Source organism: Sphingomonas leidyi, from assembly GCF_011761945.1.
GTDB lineage: Bacteria > Pseudomonadota > Alphaproteobacteria > Sphingomonadales > Sphingomonadaceae > Sphingomonas > Sphingomonas leidyi.
In genome coordinates, this window is the sequence record NZ_JAASQV010000001.1 from 816,162 (window position 1) to 831,609 (window position 15,448).

Annotated in this window: 13 protein-coding genes; 5 read left to right on the forward strand and 8 right to left on the reverse strand. The window is 68.8% G+C overall.

The window, feature by feature from the left end; all coding sequences use genetic code 11:
• Window positions 1–25: 25 nt before the first annotated feature.
• Complete coding sequence (locus FHR20_RS04055; RefSeq protein ID WP_167298330.1) at window positions 26–949, reverse strand: AraC family transcriptional regulator; 924 nt, start codon at window positions 947–949, stop codon at window positions 26–28.
• Window positions 950–1,213: 264 nt separating this feature from the next.
• Here FHR20_RS04055 and FHR20_RS04060 point away from each other — a divergent pair, with 264 nt between their 5' ends.
• From FHR20_RS04060 to trxB, 3 genes are all read left to right on the forward strand, one after another.
• The gene (locus FHR20_RS04060) at window positions 1,214–3,550 is read left to right on the forward strand and encodes a TonB-dependent receptor (RefSeq protein ID WP_167298331.1); all 2,337 of its coding nucleotides are present in this window, start codon (window positions 1,214–1,216) and stop codon (window positions 3,548–3,550) included.
• 18 nt (window positions 3,551–3,568) lie between these two features.
• Window positions 3,569–4,708 (forward strand): DUF3089 domain-containing protein, encoded by a 1,140-nt coding sequence (locus FHR20_RS04065; protein WP_167298332.1) that lies wholly within the window; start codon window positions 3,569–3,571, stop codon window positions 4,706–4,708.
• Window positions 4,709–4,879: 171 nt separating this feature from the next.
• Complete coding sequence (gene trxB, locus FHR20_RS04070) at window positions 4,880–5,854, forward strand: thioredoxin-disulfide reductase (protein WP_167298333.1); 975 nt, start codon at window positions 4,880–4,882, stop codon at window positions 5,852–5,854.
• A 32-nt stretch (window positions 5,855–5,886) separates the two neighbouring features.
• Here trxB and FHR20_RS04075 read toward each other — a convergent pair whose 3' ends face one another.
• The 3 genes from FHR20_RS04075 to FHR20_RS04085 are packed head-to-tail and all read right to left on the reverse strand — an operon-like array spanning window position 5,887 to window position 7,657.
• Window positions 5,887–6,672 (reverse strand): hydrolase 1, exosortase A system-associated, encoded by a 786-nt coding sequence (locus FHR20_RS04075; RefSeq protein WP_167298334.1) that lies wholly within the window; start codon window positions 6,670–6,672, stop codon window positions 5,887–5,889.
• On the reverse strand, window positions 6,660–7,388 hold the full coding sequence (locus FHR20_RS04080) for a hypothetical protein (RefSeq protein ID WP_167298335.1): 729 nt from the start codon (window positions 7,386–7,388) through the stop codon (window positions 6,660–6,662). The genes FHR20_RS04075 and FHR20_RS04080 overlap by 13 nt, the downstream gene beginning before the upstream one ends.
• Window positions 7,385–7,657, reverse strand: coding sequence for an acyl carrier protein (locus FHR20_RS04085; protein ID WP_086129056.1), 273 nt, complete (start codon window positions 7,655–7,657; stop codon window positions 7,385–7,387). The genes FHR20_RS04080 and FHR20_RS04085 overlap by 4 nt, the downstream gene beginning before the upstream one ends.
• Before the next feature lie 71 nt (window positions 7,658–7,728).
• On the opposite strand from FHR20_RS04085, the gene FHR20_RS04090 reads away from it, so the two are divergent.
• Both FHR20_RS04090 and FHR20_RS04095 read left to right on the forward strand, forming a co-directional pair.
• A complete protein-coding gene (locus FHR20_RS04090) occupies window positions 7,729–9,222 on the forward strand; it encodes an acyl-CoA ligase (AMP-forming), exosortase A system-associated (protein WP_341786402.1) in 1,494 nt (497 codons plus the stop codon).
• On the forward strand, window positions 9,219–10,406 hold the full coding sequence (locus FHR20_RS04095) for a pyridoxal-dependent decarboxylase, exosortase A system-associated (protein WP_167298336.1): 1,188 nt from the start codon (window positions 9,219–9,221) through the stop codon (window positions 10,404–10,406). Before FHR20_RS04090 ends, FHR20_RS04095 begins: the two co-directional genes overlap by 4 nt.
• A 7-nt stretch (window positions 10,407–10,413) precedes the next feature.
• On the opposite strand, the gene rnk is transcribed toward FHR20_RS04095, so the two are convergent.
• From rnk to FHR20_RS04115, 4 genes are all read right to left on the reverse strand, one after another.
• The gene (gene rnk, locus FHR20_RS04100; RefSeq protein WP_167298337.1) at window positions 10,414–10,812 is read right to left on the reverse strand and encodes a nucleoside diphosphate kinase regulator; all 399 of its coding nucleotides are present in this window, start codon (window positions 10,810–10,812) and stop codon (window positions 10,414–10,416) included.
• 207 nt (window positions 10,813–11,019) lie between these two features.
• On the reverse strand, window positions 11,020–12,177 hold the full coding sequence (locus FHR20_RS04105) for an MFS transporter (RefSeq protein WP_167298338.1): 1,158 nt from the start codon (window positions 12,175–12,177) through the stop codon (window positions 11,020–11,022).
• Between the two features lie 134 nt (window positions 12,178–12,311).
• Window positions 12,312–12,869 carry a helix-turn-helix domain-containing protein gene (locus FHR20_RS04110; RefSeq protein WP_167298339.1) on the reverse strand — a complete coding sequence of 186 codons (558 nt, stop codon included), beginning with the start codon at window positions 12,867–12,869 and terminating at the stop codon, window positions 12,312–12,314.
• Window positions 12,870–12,971: 102 nt separating this feature from the next.
• Window positions 12,972–15,386, reverse strand: coding sequence for a TonB-dependent receptor plug domain-containing protein (locus tag FHR20_RS04115; protein ID WP_167298340.1), 2,415 nt, complete (start codon window positions 15,384–15,386; stop codon window positions 12,972–12,974).
• Window positions 15,387–15,448: the final 62 nt, after the last annotated feature.

A 15,448-nucleotide genomic window follows, 5' to 3' on the forward strand; every position in this document is an offset into this window, starting at 1 on the left:
GCACTGCCTTCATGCCGTACTGCCTTCATGCCGTACTGCCGCGCGCGACCGACGGGCTCATTCCGAAATAGGCCTTGTAGGCGAGCGAGAAGTTGCTGAGATGGCCATAGCCGCATCGCTCCGCGATCTCGCTGATCGACAGCGTATCCTCGCCCAGCAGGAAGCGGGCGCTTTCCATTCGTTCCTTCTGCAGCGCCTGGCCGATCGTCTCGCCATAATAGGCGCGGAACGCGGTGTTCAGCCGGGTCCGGTTGGTGCCGACCGCCCTGGCAAGTTCCGCGACGCCGAGCGGCCGGTCGAGATGCTCGGCGATGATCGCGCGAACCTGCTGCACGCGGCGGACTTCGCGCTCGGTGAGGCCGTGATTGTCGGGATGGTTGAACTGGCTGATGAAGAAATCGAGCAGCAGGCAGGTCAATTCGTCGATCTTGGCGCGCTTGAACCGTTCCTGCGTCCAGGGCGAGCGGCGGGCGTCGAGGATCTCGGCGGCACAGAGCGCGGCGGCGCGCGGCAGCTGATAGCGCCGGAACAGCAGGCGCTGGGCCAGGAACGCACTGGCGGCCCGGACTTCCCGTGCTTCGTCGTCGAAGCCCGCGATCCGGCCATTGTCCAGGCGGGGAAGGAACAGAGTCACCGAGCGTTCCTCGGTATCGTCGAGAATGATCTGCCGCTTGACGACGCCCAGGGGCTGGTGCGCGATCACCAGGCACTCCCCGGCGATCTCCGAGGCCGGCGCGTCGTTGAACTGATATTGTCCCGCGCCGGTCAGCTGCACCTTGAAGGTCAGCCGGCCGTCGCCGACCAGCTGCTCGTCGATCCGGCCGCGGGAACGGCCGTCGATCACCACGCCACTGATCTCGTCGTCGCGGAGGAATTGTTCGAAGCGCCCATTTACATAGTGCGGAACCTTTCCCGGCGGTTGTGCTCCTTGCAGCTCTGCGGTCGCCATGGTCTTGCCTCGATTGGCGGCATGCCAATGCCCAGCTTCGCACGGAAGCCGGTTCCTGCCAAATCGGACCGATCGCGCATGGGGCGCGTCGCTCCCGGTCGATTTTCTGCGCGCGCCATAAGCGATCCGGGTCCGCGCATAACAACGTCTCGTCAAAAGGGGTGAAGAGTGATCGGGTTGATTTCCCATAGAGGCGACGCGACCCCCAACAAGGCGCGGCGCGCAGGGCAGGGGACGCCCGGTTGGGAGGGAGGGTAGGACATAATGCGACATCATCTCCACGGCACTGCCTGGACGGCACTAGCGCTCGCGACGATCGGCAGCGCCATCCCCTTGGCATCGGCGCGGGCGCAGGCGCACCTGCCGGAGCAATCCAGGCCCCAGGAAGAGGGGGCCGCGCCGCCCGACGAGATCGTGGTCACCGCCAGGAAGCGCAACGAGCGCCTGCAGGATGCGCCGCTCTCCGTGAACGCCGTTTCGGCGGCGGAACTGCGCCAGGGCAATGCCCGCGACTTCAAGGACGTCCTGCGCAAGGTGCCCGGCGTGTCCTTCTCGGGCGCCGAGCTGGGCCAGAGCCGGTACAGCATCCGCGGCGTCAGCACGACGTCGCCAAGCCCCACCGTCGGCATCTATCTCGACGACATATCGCTGCTCGGGGCGACCAATGCCTTCAGCGGCGCGGCCGACCCCGTGTTCTTCGATTTCGGCCGGGTGGAGATCCTCAAGGGGCCGCAGGGGACGCTCTATGGCGGCAGCGCAATGGGGGGCGCGATCAAATATGTCAGCCGCGCGCCGGAACCGGGCAACACCACGCTGGATACCGCGGCGGGCATTTCGAGCACTGCGCATGGCGGCATCTCCTATCAGGGCGAGGCGGTGCTCAATCTGCCGCTGTCCGACAAGCTCGTGCTGCGCACCGGGGCCCTGTATCGCGACAATGCCGGCTTTATCGACAATGTGGCGAACGGAGCCGCCGTCGATGTGCGGACCAGCACGACGGCGCCGCCCGCCGCGCTGACGCCGCTCGTGCGTCCCTCGCTGAGCATGCTGGCCGACAGGAACCAGAATTCCGACCATGTGCTGGCCGTGAAGGCGGCGCTGCTCTGGCAACCCGATCCGTCGCTGGACATCACGCCGGCATTGTTCCGCCAGGCCTATCGGCAGAAGAATAGCGGCGTCTTCTGGACCAATCTTCCCGATCTGCAGAGCTCGTTCCGCCTCGCGCAGCCGACCGACGACGATCTCGGCGTCTATTCGCTGAACATGGTCAAGCATCTGGGCGAGGTCGATATCACTTCGCTCACCGCCTATGTCGATCGGTCGGTCCGCTTCGACCGGGACTATTCCTTCTATATCGCGACGCTGGTTCCCGCGCTGTACGACGTCAACTCGCCCAACGCGTCGAACAGCAGCACCAGGACGTTCAGCCAGGAGCTGCGGGCGGCGTCGGCCAATCCCGCGGCGCGACTGCGCTGGACCGCCGGCCTCTATTATGCGCGGCAGCGCGACGAACTCGACCAGACCGTCAATTCGATCGGAGTGGGCGCGCTGCTCGGGACCGGCACCGACAAGGTCTATCACGGCAATACCGTCAGCAAGCTGACTCAGTTCGCGGCCTTTGCCGACCTCACCTTCGAGATCCTGCCCGGCCTGGATGCCACCGCCGCGTTGCGCTATTTCAACCTCAGGCAGACGATCGACACCCGCGGCGACGGCGTGCTGAACGGCGGGGATACCCACGGGGCGGCCAGCACGCGCGAAAGCGGCGTCAATCCGAAGTTCGGGCTCGCCTATCGCGCTAGCCGCGACAATCTGATCTATGCGAGCGCGGCCAAGGGTTTCCGCCCCGGCGGCGGCAACCCGTTCGCGGTGGCGCCGGGCCAGTGCCAGGCCGATCTGGCCAATCTCGGCCTGTCCGCGGTGCCGGTCAGCTTTCGTTCGGACTCGCTATGGACCTATGAAGTCGGCAGCAAGAACCAGTTCCTCGGCCGCCGCCTGACCCTGAACGGCGCCGCCTTCTATACCGACTGGAAGAATATCCAGCAGAACGTCTTCCTGCCGGGATGCGGATTCTCGTTCAGCGGCAATGTCGGCGGCGCGGAGATCAAGGGAGCGGAACTGGCGGCCCAGTTCGCGACGGGCGGCCTGACGCTCGGCGCCGCCGCGAGCTATACCGATGCCAAGATATCCAGGAGCGCGCCCGGGGTTTCGGCCAAGGTGGGCCAGCCGGTCCTCGATACGCCGAAATGGATCGCCAATGCCAACATGGCTTATCGCGTCGCGCTTGGCGGCGGCGTCAGTGCGACGGCGCGGGCCGACTATCAGTATCGCAGTTCGAGCCTGCGGGGGTTCGAGGACAGCTTCATCGTCAACACGCCGGCCGGCCCGGTCGCGGCCAACAACTTCACCCGGCGGCAAAGGGCCTATGACCTCGTCAATCTCGGCCTGCTGATCGATACCGGCGCATGGCAGGTCGATCTGTTCGTCAACAACCTGCTCGATAAGGCGCCGCTGCTCGACCATAATGTCGTGAGCGGGATCGAGGCGGCCATCACCCTGCGGCCCAGGACGATCGGCATGAGCGTGCGCCGGCAATTCTAGGTGCGTCGGAGGCTGCTCTTGAAGCGGGCGGCGCTGCTCGCGCTGGCCGGGTGCGGGGCGATCGTTCTGCTGGGGCTGCTGGGCCTGGGTCCGGTCGCCACCGTCATCGCGACCTTCGGATCGCCGTCGCGGCCCTTCGATGCCGCGCAGGTGCCGCCCGAACCCGATTATGCCAAGGCCGATGCCTGGCTGGCGTTTCCGGGCCGCAACGGGCTGGAGCGCTCGACGCCGCCGGGGATGGCCGCGGTGGAGGAGGGCGCGGCGCCGGCCGATGTCTTCTTCATCCACCCGACGACCTATCAGCAGAGCGATGTCTGGAACGTCGCCTATACCGTGCCGTCCGAATTCGACCCCGCCGTCCTCCTCGGCCAGGCCAGTGCGTTCAACGGCTGCTGCCGCATCTTCGCCCCGCATTATCGCCAGGCCTCGCTGCGTGCGCTGGAGAAGAGCCGCCCGGCGGTGGCGCTCGCCTATGCCGATGTCGCGCGGGCCTTTCGCCATTTCATCGCACATGAGAATCACGGGCGGCCGTTCCTGATCGCCGCGCACAGCCAGGGCGCGATGCACGCGGTGCGGCTCCTTCAGGCGGAAATACTGGGCACGCCGCTCCAGGCCCGGCTGGTCGCTGCCTATGTGATCGGGGCCTATGCGCCGTCGGATTTCGGAGCGATCGGCCTGCCGGTCTGCGACGATGCCCGCCAGACCGGCTGCATCCTGTCCTGGAACACCAGCCAGAAGGGCCGGACCGGCGCGTTTCGCCTGGTGCGCGACCAGACCTATTGGTGGCGCGGCCGCGAGAAGGACAAGGGCCAGCCGCCGGCGATCTGCGTCAATCCATTGACCTGGCGCCGCGAAGGCGCGGCCCCCGCTGTCGCCAATCCCGGCAGCCTGCCTTTCCCCACGGAGCGGGCCGGCGCGCCGGGGAGGACCCTGGCGGCACTGACGCCGCATCTCACCGGCGCGGCGTGCGCGGCTGGGCTGCTCGACGTCGATATCCCATGGTCCGCGCCGCGCGGCTTCCAGGATGTCCTGAGCGTCCTCTTCGGCAGCTATCACCTTGGCGACTATGGCATCTTCTACGCGGCGATCCGGCGCAACGCGGCGGAACGCGTCGACGCCTGGAGGGTGGCGCACCCGGATCGCGTCGCCGGAAGCTAGGCCAGGCGCGCCGGGAGGCGCGTCTCCCGCGGTCGCCCGGTACTAGCCGGGCTTTGGGCCGCCGAGCCAAAGCTGTTGTCCACAGCCATTGCGGACGGTGCGACACTACCCATGTTGCCTCGACCCTCGCCGAGCCCCTAGATGCGGGGCTCAGCCATTTCGGAAACCATGATGACCGCCACCCATTCGACTCGCATGCTGATCCTCGGCTCCGGCCCCGCCGGCCTGACCGCCGCCATCTATGGCGCGCGCGCCGGCCTGTCGCCGATCGTGGTGCAGGGCATCCAGCCGGGCGGCCAGCTGATGACCACCACCGATGTCGAGAATTATCCCGGCTTCCGCGACGTGATCCAGGGGCCCTGGCTGATGCAGGAGATGCAGGCCCAGGCCGAGCATGTCGGCGCGCAGATGATGTGGGACACGATCGTCGAGGTCGATGTCTCGCAGCGGCCGTTCCGCATGGTGGGCGACAGCGGCACCGTCTATCTGGGCGATGTGCTGGTGATCGCCACCGGCGCCCAGGCCAAATGGCTGGGCCTCGATTCGGAGCGGCTGCTCCAGGGCAAGGGCGTGAGCGCCTGCGCGACCTGCGACGGCTTCTTCTTCCGCGGCAAGAAGGTGGCGGTGATCGGCGGCGGCAACACCGCGGTGGAAGAGGCGCTCTACCTCACCAATCACAGCCATGACGTGACGGTGATCCACCGTCGCGATTCGTTCCGCGCCGAGAAGATCCTGCAGCAGCGCCTGCTCGCCAACGAGCGGATCAGCGTGCTGTGGAACAAGAAGGTCGAGCGCTTCATCGCAGGCGGCCAGCCCGAAGGGCTGGTGGGGATCGAGCTGAAGGACATGGAGACCGGCGAGCTGTCGCAGATCGAAGTCGATGGCGGCTTCGTCGCGATCGGCCATCATCCGGCGACGGAGCTGTTCCGCGGCCATATCGACCTCGATGACGATGGCTATATCCGGGTCGAGACCGGCACCACCAAGACCAGCGTGCCCGGCGTGTTCGCCTGTGGCGACGTGATGGACAAGCATTATCGCCAGGCGGTGACCGCCGCAGGGACCGGCTGCATGGCCGCGCTCGACGCGGAGCGCTTCCTGGCCGAGGCGGACTTCGAGACGGTGGTGCAGCACGCGGCGGAGTGAGTTCCCGTTCCCCTCCCTGGACGGGAGGGGAATCAGAGCGCCTTCAGCACCTTCTCCAGCAGCCAGTGCTTGTCGGCCGCGCTCGCGAAGCTGTGGCTGGCGCTGTCCAGCTGCTCGATCGTCACCTTGCCCCGCGCCGCATCGAATGCCGGATCCCTGAAGGCATCGGCAAAGGCGATCGCGGTATTGTCGCCCTTCGCCAGCAGGATCGTCACCGGCACCTGCGCCTCGGGCAGCGCGGCGGCGAGGCGACTGGCGAGCGAGGCCGCGGGCCGCGGCGGGCGCTTCGAGATCTTGGCGAGGCCCCTGGCCAGCTTGGCGATATCTACCCCGCCCCGAGCGGCGCGAAGCCATTCCCGGGGGTCGCGCAGCCTGGCGGCATAGTGCGAGCGGATCGCGGCGGCCGGCGGCATCTCGTCGCTCGGCTCGACGGCCCAGGGGTTGGCGAGGATCAGGGCATCGATGCCTGCCTGGGCGTGGAAGAAGGCGAGGGCAGTCGCGGCGTCGCAATTGCCATAGGCGACGATCCGCTCGACGCCGGTCTCGCGAAAGGCGGCGGCGGCGGCGGCGATGTCTTCGGCGCTCGACTCGAACCCGCGATTCTCGCCGGTGGAATCGCCGATGCCGCGGCGATCGAAGCGCAGGACCGGATAGTCGGCCCGGGCGACACGCTCGGCCAGCAGCGCCATGCCGCGATGCGCGCCGATGCGAATCTCATTGCCGCCGGAAACGATGAGCAGCCCGGTAGTCCCGGCGGCATCGTCGAGCGTGCCGACCAGAGTCTCGCCGGCGCAGGGGAATGCGATCAGCTTTCGCATGTGCGGACCCAGGTGGCGATATCGTCGGCGAGCAGGGCGGTCAGCGCGGGATCGTTGCCGGGCTCGGCGCGGCGCCAGAGCGGGGCGGCATCCACCTTGCGGTCGGCCGGATTGGGGTCGGTATCGAGGCGCACCACGCGGCGTGGAATGCCGGGCTCGTCGAAGGGCGTCTTCACCTGCAGATCCGTCAGCAGGTCGGTCGAGATCGGCGTGCCGGCAATCTCGACGGGCGGGTCCCCCGCCTCTTCGGGCAGGGCATTGTCGAAATACCAGGAGTCACCGAGCGGCCTGCCGCCCAGCTCGACCTGCTTGATCCGCGTGAGCTCGCGGAAAAGTTGCGGCCCGTCCTGTGGCGCCAAATGCCAACGCCCGACAGCAAGGGCCAGCGCATCGAGCAAGGCGCCGCTGCGCAGCCCGATGGCATAGCAGTTGCGCCCCTCGCGATCGAACTTGTCGCATGCGAAGCCGAACGCGTCCTGCATCTTGAGGATGGAGGTCTTGTGCGTGGGAATCAGGCTCTCGCCCTGGCCCGGCAGATCGGGCAGGGCGCCGGCGATGCCGCGCGCGGCGAGCAGGCGCAGGATCGTCACCACGAAGGCGCGGGTGCGGTTGGCTTCCTCGAACAGCGGGAGCGCGGCGACCACGACCGGGCCGGTGGCGGGGCCGAAGCGCAGCATCGCCTCCCGCCCGCCGGCCCAGTCATAGTGATCGATCACCGGAGCGCCTTGGCCGCCGCGAAGCGCGTGAGGGCGCCGAAGCTCTCGAGCATCTCGCCATCCACCTCGTCATCCTCGATCAGGATACCGAGCCGGTCCTCCAGCTCGGTGAGGACGCCCGCCACGGCGAGCGAATCGAGCTCGGGCAGCGCGCCGAAAAGCGGCGTGTCCGCACGGAAATCGGCCACGCGCTCCGCGCTCAGGCCCAGCACGTCGCGGAGTACGCCGCGGACGGTATCTTCGACTTGGAGCGACCCATCGGGCTGCAATGCACTTCCCCTGCCGGTTTTTCGCTCCCGTAAGGGTTGGCGCGGGCGCTGCCAAGTATAAGGGTGTGCGGGTGATAGCGCTCGACCCCGTTCCCCGGCCTCTCGATGCCCTGCCGTCGCGCGGGAAGCCCCAGGCCGTGGCGCTGGAGGACAAGGCGGGCACGCTCACCTATGCCCAGCTGGAGGCGGCAGTGGGCGGCATGGCCCATGCCCTGCGGGCGCTGGGGCTGGAGCCCGGCGACCGGGTGGCCAGCTGGCTGCCCAAGACGCGGACCGCCTGCCTGATGCCGCTGGCCGCAGCGCGGGCGGGGCTGGTGCATGTGCCCGTGAACCCGGTGCTCAAACGGGCCCAGCTGGCACATATCCTGGCCGATTCGGGCGCGCGGGCGCTGGTTTCCCAACAGGCGCGTCTTGCTGTCCTCGAAGCTGGCGATGTCGGTGCCGACTGCCGGGTGGTGGACGAGGGCGCGCTCGCCTCGGAGCGGACGCTTCCGCCCTCCGAAGCGGACACCGATGCGCTCGCGGCGATCCTCTATACCTCGGGATCGACCGGCAGGCCGAAGGGCGTGATGCTGAGTCATGCCAATTTATGGCTGGGGGCCATAAGCGTAGCCCATTATCTTGAGATTGAATCTGAAGATCGCGTGCTCGGCGTGCTGCCGCTCAGCTTCGATTATGGGCAGAACCAGCTCCTTTCCACCTGGGCCGCAGGCGCCCGGGTGGTGCCGCTCGACTATCTGACCGCGCGCGACGTCATAAAGGCAGTCGAACGCTTCGGCATCACCAGCCTGGCCGGGGTCCCGCCGCTATGGGTGCAACTGCTCGAGGCGGAATGGCCAGTTGAGATCGCATCGAAGCTTCGTCGGCTAACCAATTCGGGGGGCGCGCTTACTCCCAGGATGGTACGTGACCTGCGGGCGCGTTTCCCCAATGCCGACCTCTATCCGATGTACGGGCTGACCGAGGCGTTCCGATCGACCTATCTCCATCCTGCACTGGTCGATGCGCACCCCGATTCGATCGGAACGGCCATTCCGTTTGCCGAGATCGTCGTGGTCGGCCCGGACGGTGCGCGCGCCGCTCGGGGCGAACTGGTCCATGCGGGCCCGCTCGTCGCCCAGGGCTATTGGCGCGACCCCGAGCGGACGGCGCAGCGCTTCCGTCCCGCGCCGGCCTTTGCCGAGAGCGGCGGCATGGCGGTGTGGTCGGGCGACACCGTGCGGCTGGGCGATGACGGGCTGCTCCGCTTCGTCGGCCGCGACGACGAGATGATCAAATCGGCGGGCAACCGGATCAGCCCCACCGAAATCGAGGAAGCCGTGCTCTCGGGCGGCGAGACCGGCGAGGCGGTGGCGTTCGGGGTGGCGGACGAAAGGCTGGGCCAGGCGATCCTGGTGATTGCGCGCGGCGACGGCAGCCGCGAGACCGCGCTGCGCGAGCGGCTGCGGCGCGAACTGCCGAGCTTCATGCAGCCGGCGCGCTACGATTGGCGCCCGGAGCTCCCGCGCAACGCCAATGGCAAGCTGGACCGGACGGCGCTCAGGGCGAGCTTGGGGGACAAATGACCGTTACCGCGAAACCGCATGGCCCGATCCCGCCCGAATTTGCGGCATTGCGCGCACTTCCATGGCCGGACGTCCAGACTCCAGCCTATGTCTACGACTTCACGGTGGTGGCGGCGCGCATCGCCCGCCTGCGCGCGGCGCTGCCTGCCAATATCGGCGTCCATTATGCCATCAAGGCCAATCCGTTCCCGCCGCTGCTCGAACGCATTGCGCCGCTGGTGGACGGGATGGACGTGGCCTCGGCGGGCGAGCTGGCCCGGGCGCGTGACGTCATGGCGGCGGCGGACATCAGCTTCGCAGGGCCCGGCAAGCGCGATACCGAGCTGGAAGCGGCGCTGGGCGCGGGTGTGACGCTGAATCTCGAATCGGAGGCCGAGGCCGAGCGCGCCTTCGCGATCGCGGGCCGGCTGGGCGTGACGCCGCGGCTCGCGGTGCGGGTGAATCCGGATTTCGAGTTGCGCGGATCGGGAATGAAGATGGGCGGGCGCGCCTCGCCCTTCGGCGTCGATGCGCGCCGGGCGGCGGCGCTGGTGCGGCGCGTGATCGAAGCCGGCGCGGAGTGGCGCGGTTTCCACATCTTCGCCGGATCGCAGGCGCTGGACGCCGCCTCGGTGATCGAGACCCAGGCGGCCACGGTGGCGCTCGCCGCGCGGCTGGCGGACGAGGCCGGCGCGCGGCCGCCGCTGGTGAACCTGGGAGGCGGCTTCGGCATTCCCTATTTCCCCGGCGACGCGCCGCTCGATGTGGCGGCGGTGGGCACGGCGCTGGGCGCGGCGATCCAGGGGCTGGACACCGAATATGCCGTGGAGCTCGGCCGCTGGCTGGTGGGCGAGGCGGGCGTGTACCTCGCCCGCGTGATCGACCGGAAGGAGAGCCAGGGGGAGACTTTCCTGGTGGTCGAGGGCGGCCTGAACCATCACCTCGCCGCCACCGGCAATTTCGGCACGGTGGTGCGCCGCAACTATCCCGTGGCGGTGGCGCACCGGATGCAGGATCCGGCGGAGGAAGTGGTGACGATCGTCGGCCCGCTCTGCACGCCGCTGGACCGGCTGGCTGACCGCGTGGCGCTGCCCCGCGCCGAGGTGGGGGACAGGATCGCGGTGTTCGCCTCCGGGGCCTATGGCGCCAGCGCGAGCCCCAGCGCGTTCCTGGGGCATCCGCCGGCGGCCGAATTGCTGGTTTGAGCCGGGGTCAGCCCGGTCCGGCCCGGCGCACCTGCAGCACGGTGAGGTGGCGATCGGGCCACAGGATCGACTGGCCCGTCCGCAACCCGATCAGCGCCGCGCCGACGGGCGTGAGGATCGAGATTCGTCCCCGGGAGATATCCGCGTCGGGCGGATAGACGAGCGTGACGGTGCGCCGCGTGCCGTTGCTGTCGTCGACGAACTCCACCGTGGAGCCCATCGTCACCGTGTCGGGTGAGATGGCGGCCGCGCTGTGCAGCCTTGCGCGTTCGGTCTCGCGGAGCAGCAGCGCGCTGACCGCGGGGAAGCGGCGCTCGACGCTGAGCGCCAGGCCGGCGAGCCGTTCGGCTTCGGAATCGATCATGTCGATCGGCGGCCGGCTGGCCGCCTTGCGGGTCTTGCTCATCCTTTGGAACTCCCAGGCAAAGGCGGCGATGCCGCCGGGGCGCCGAACGGCGCGCTGCTTGGCCCCGGATCTCCGGGACATGCCTGAGGAGAACCCGGGGCTAGTTGCCTGCCAGGGACTGTCCCGCATGAATGCGGTATCGCAGCATGGGCACGCGAAACGTCATGGTGGGAGGATGGGGCCTGGGCCGGGTGTTGTCAAACCGCGTCAGAGGCTTTCGGCGACCAGCAGGCAGGCCAGCATCGCCAGGACCAGCGCGATCAGCGCGATGCCGAGCGCCGGCCAGCCCCAGGTGGCGACGACCATGCCGGCCAGTGGCGGGCCGAGCAGCGCACCGCCCGCGCCGAACTGGGTGATCAGGCCGTTCGCCGCCGCGATCCGCGGATCGTCGGGCGTGGTGGCGCCGGCCTGGGCCGGCAGGCGGGCGAACATCAGCGGGGGAACGAGGCCGCTGACGAGCGTGGCGCCGACGGCGAGGACACCGCTTTCGACCAGGCTCGCCCCGGCACCCCGATAGAGCCAGAGGACCAGCGGCAGCGTGGCGAGCAGGGCAAGCGTCGAGACGAGCATCATCCGGCGCCGGCCAAGCGCACCGCCCCGCATCATCCACATGGCGGCGGCCGAGCCGGGCAGGGCGGCGAGCGAAGCCAGAGCGGTGATCAGCCCGACCTGCTCGATCGGGGCGCCGCTGCGCTCGACCAGGAAACTCGGCAGCAGCATGAGCAGCGCGCACACGAACAGCGTGTAGAGCCCGAAGGCGAAAGTGGAGATCCAGGCGGCAGGGGCGGGAAGCCTGATCCGCCGGCTGCTCGCGCCGGGGAGCGGGAAGCGCGTGAGCAGCGCCGTGATCGCGGCCAGTGCCGCCGCCCAGACCAGCATCACGCCGCGCGGCCCCGCCAGCGTGACCAGCGAGGCGGTGACCGCGCTGCCCAATGCCAGGCCGACGGGCACGAATGTGCTCCACAGGGCGAGCGCGCGGCCGCGGCTCCGGTCGGTGGCGAGGGCGGCGATGGCGGTGGGCGCGACGATGACCATCAGCAGATAGCCCACACCCTCCACCGCGCGGGCGGAGAACAGGATGGCGGGATTGGGCGCGATCGCCTCGACCAGGCTGGTGCCGGCGAGCGTCGCGCCGCCGAGCAGCAGGAACGCGCGCATGCCGAAGCGGGCAAGGCCCAGGCCGGCGACGAAGCCGAACAGGGCACCGCCCACTTCGAGGAGCGAGATGAGCAGGGCGATCTGGGGAAGCGACAAATGGAAGCTCTCGCGCAGGATCGGCGCGATGGCGGAGATCTTGGCCAGCTGCGCCGCGGCGAGGATTCCGACCAGCCAGAGCGTGATGATTCGGGGCCAGGGCGTGCGCATGCGGCCCTGCTAGGGGCGGTGGCGGCCGATGGCCACGAATAGATTATACGGGCCCCGGGGTGCTGACCTCCATTCGATCCTCCGTCATCCCCGCCTGTGCGGGGATCACGGGATCTTCCGATCGGGGCGTGGCCCTATGCCGGATCGCACGCGATCGTGGTGGTGATGCGGCCGACCCGGCCATCGGCGAGCGGCACGGTCTCCCAGCGCATCGTGCCCGGCAGCACGGCGATCACCGCGCTGCCGTTATGCCCGGTGTGGAACTCCAGCCGCTGGAACGGGCGATCATACCAGCCGCGACCGGCGAGCCCCTCTTCGGCGGCGACGATCTCGGGGCTGGCAAAGGCCCAGAGCGAGCGGTTCAGGAAGCTGTCGGCGCTGTCCGCCCACGCTATCGCCCGGGCGGGTGAGGCGGCGAGCAGGCGATGGGTGGCATCGCAGACGAGATGCACCGGGGCGCTCGACGTTTCGATCAGGCGCTTCAGCGCCGCGTCCGCGTCGTTGCCGGCACTGGCGGCGATCATCGCCAGGATGCGCTCGCGCATCGCCGTCTCCGGCTCGTGCATGCCGCTTTCCCAGCGCGACACGCTCGCCTGGGTCACCGCCAGGTGCTCGGCGACATGACCCTGCTTGATCCCGTTCAGGATACGGAAGCGGCGCAGGGCCCTGCCCACGGGGAGATCGTGCAGCATGGGGTGGAAAATAGTCCCCCCGGACCTGGGGTCAATGCGAGGCCCGCTTGCGGGCGGCGGCGGCAGCGGGAGCGGCCGGGCGGCCGCTCCCCCGGAGGTGGTTCACCAGCTCAGGCCGAGCCGCGCATAGACGTAGCGCCCGCCAAAGCCGAAGGGCGAGTAATAGGGGAAGCCGACCACGCCGGTGCTGTTGTTCGCAGCGATGGTATAGTCCGGATACACGTCGAACAGATTGTTAACGCCGAGTGCGAACTGTGCACCCTTAAGCGCTTGATAACGCAGCTCTAGATCAGTGATGGTGTGGCGGCCGCTATGGATGTCCGCCGCCGGCGTGGTGCCCGGCTGGTTGACGTCGCCATAATAGCTCGCCCGCGCGGTGATCGCGAGCTTGTCCAGCGACCAGTCGATCGAGCCCGTCACCTTCTGGCCCGGCGTGCCCTGCTCGATCGTGAGGATGCGGCTGCGGGCGAACAGGACCGGCGCGGGGTTGATCGTGCCGGTCGAGGTGGGGATGCTGCTGCGGTCGACCTTGGTCTGGTTGAGATTGCCCGCGATCGTGAAGTCGAACGTGCCGGCATCGCCGGTGGGCAGGCGGTAATGCGCCACCGCATCGATGCCGCGGACGCGCGAGCGCAGGCCGTTGATGAAGAAGCGCGCGGCCTGGGCGCCGGTATTGGTGCTGGCGAGCAGTGCCGCGACCTGGGGACTGAAGCTCGCCTGGATATTCTCCGAAAGCGCGAGCTGGTTGCGCAGGCGGATCTGATAGGCATCGATCGTCAGGTCGAACCCGCCCGAACGGATCACCGTGCCGACCGAGAGGTTGGTGGAGCGTTCGGGCTCGAGCGGCAGGCCGCCCAGCGCGGCGCCGACGACGCTTACCGAGGGGAAGGTGCCGGTGAGGACCGGCGACCCGTTCTGGACCACCGAGGCGATCGACGTGAAATATTGCTGCTGCAGGCTCGGCGCGCGGAAGCCGGTCGAGGCGGTGCCGCGCAGCGCGAACCAGGGCGCGATGTCGTAGCGCAGCGAGACCTTGCCGGTCGCCGTGTCGCCGAAATCGGTATAATGTTCGCCGCGGCCGGCCAGGCCGATCAGCAGCTTGTCGGTGATCTGGGCCTCGATATCGAGATAGCCCGAGACGTTCTTGCGGCTGCGCTCGATGGCGTTGAGCGGGGAGAAGCCGCCAAAGCCCTGCGCACCCGGCGCCTGGCCCGGCACGGCGCCGGTGGCGGGATAATTCCAGGAAGCCGGCTCGCCCGGCGTGATCTTGAAGCCCTCGCGGCGCCCTTCGATGCCGAAGGCGACGTTCAGCGACTGGAACACGTCGAACTTGCGCGACACGTCGAGCCCGGCCACCCACTGGTCGTAGATCAGCGCGCCGTCATAGAAGCTGGTCGGCGAGGCGTTGCCATAGGCATAGTTCGCCGAATTGCGAGTGTAATAGGCGATCTTGTTGCGGCCATATGCGACGTTGAGATCGACATCCCAGCCGGCGAGGTCGCCCTTGATGCCGAGCGCGCCGTTCGCGTTGGTCGACTTGGTGTTGATGATCGGCAGGAAGCCGTTCGGGTAGATGCCCGAGACGGCGCCGGCGGCGGCGGGCAGGCGCGGGAAGGCGGCGCTGCGGCTGTCGCGGTCCTGATAGCCGAACCAGCCATAGAGCTTGAAATTGTCGCCGATGCCGGTGCCGGCGTTGATATAGCCGGTATATTGCTCGACCGCGGGATCGCCGAAGCGGCCGGTGACGCGGCTTGGGGTGACGCGCGGATCGAAATCGGCGCGATTGGTCGCCTCGCGGTTGAGATACTCGCCCGAGAGCGTGACATAGCCGTCCTCGCCGAAGCCGATGCCCTGCCAGGCCGAGGCAGTGAAGGCAGGTTCGCCGGTGACCGAGCGGCTGCCGCGCGCAGTGTCGATGTCGGTGGCGTAGAAGCCATAGGTGGCGGTGGCGCCGCCGCCCGAGCGCGCCTCGCGCAGGCGGACGTTGATCACGCCGGCGATCGCGTCCGAGCCATATTGCGCCGAGGCGCCGTCGCGCAGCACTTCGATCCGCTCGAGCGCGGTGGCGGGGATGGTGTTGAGGTCGACGGCGGCGGCGCCGCGCCCGACCGAGCCGTTGATGTTGAGCAGCGCCGAGGCGTTGGCGCGCACGCCGTTGATCAGGACCAGCGTCTGGTCGGGCGAAAGGCCGCGCAAGGTGGCGGGGCGGATCGCGTCGGTGCCGTCCACCGCCGAGGGGCGCGGGAAGTCGATCGAGGGGGCGATGGCGGCAAGGGCGGCGCCGAGCTCGGTCGTGCCCTGGTTGCGCAGCGCGGTGCCGCTCAGCACGTCGACCGGCGAGGCGGTGTCGAGCCGCGAGCGGCCCTGGGCGCGGGTGCCGGTGACCACGATCTGCGTGTCTTCGGGCGGCGGTGCCTGATCGGCCTGCGGCTCGGCGGTATCCTGCGCGAAGGCAGGCGGCACGGCGAACGCCAGGGTGGTGGCGATGGCGAGGAGCGACGAGGAACGGAAACGCATGGGATGCCCACCTTTTCTTATGGTGTGCAAAATCTCTACCAACTCACTGGGAATTGATACAA

Coding starts and splice junctions, on each gene's coding strand:
- FHR20_RS04095 (WP_167298336.1), top strand. CDS start 9,219: ATGACCGTTACCGCGAAACCGCATGGCCCGATCCCGCCCGAATTTGCG.
- rnk (WP_167298337.1), bottom strand. CDS start 10,812: ATGAGCAAGACCCGCAAGGCGGCCAGCCGGCCGCCGATCGACATGATC.
- FHR20_RS04110 (WP_167298339.1), bottom strand. CDS start 12,869: ATGCTGCACGATCTCCCCGTGGGCAGGGCCCTGCGCCGCTTCCGTATC.
- FHR20_RS04060 (WP_167298331.1), top strand. CDS start 1,214: ATGCGACATCATCTCCACGGCACTGCCTGGACGGCACTAGCGCTCGCG.
- FHR20_RS04115 (WP_167298340.1), bottom strand. CDS start 15,386: ATGCGTTTCCGTTCCTCGTCGCTCCTCGCCATCGCCACCACCCTGGCG.
- FHR20_RS04075 (WP_167298334.1), bottom strand. CDS start 6,672: ATGCGAAAGCTGATCGCATTCCCCTGCGCCGGCGAGACTCTGGTCGGC.
- trxB (WP_167298333.1), top strand. CDS start 4,880: ATGACCGCCACCCATTCGACTCGCATGCTGATCCTCGGCTCCGGCCCC.
- FHR20_RS04105 (WP_167298338.1), bottom strand. CDS start 12,177: ATGCGCACGCCCTGGCCCCGAATCATCACGCTCTGGCTGGTCGGAATC.
- FHR20_RS04055 (WP_167298330.1), bottom strand. CDS start 949: ATGGCGACCGCAGAGCTGCAAGGAGCACAACCGCCGGGAAAGGTTCCG.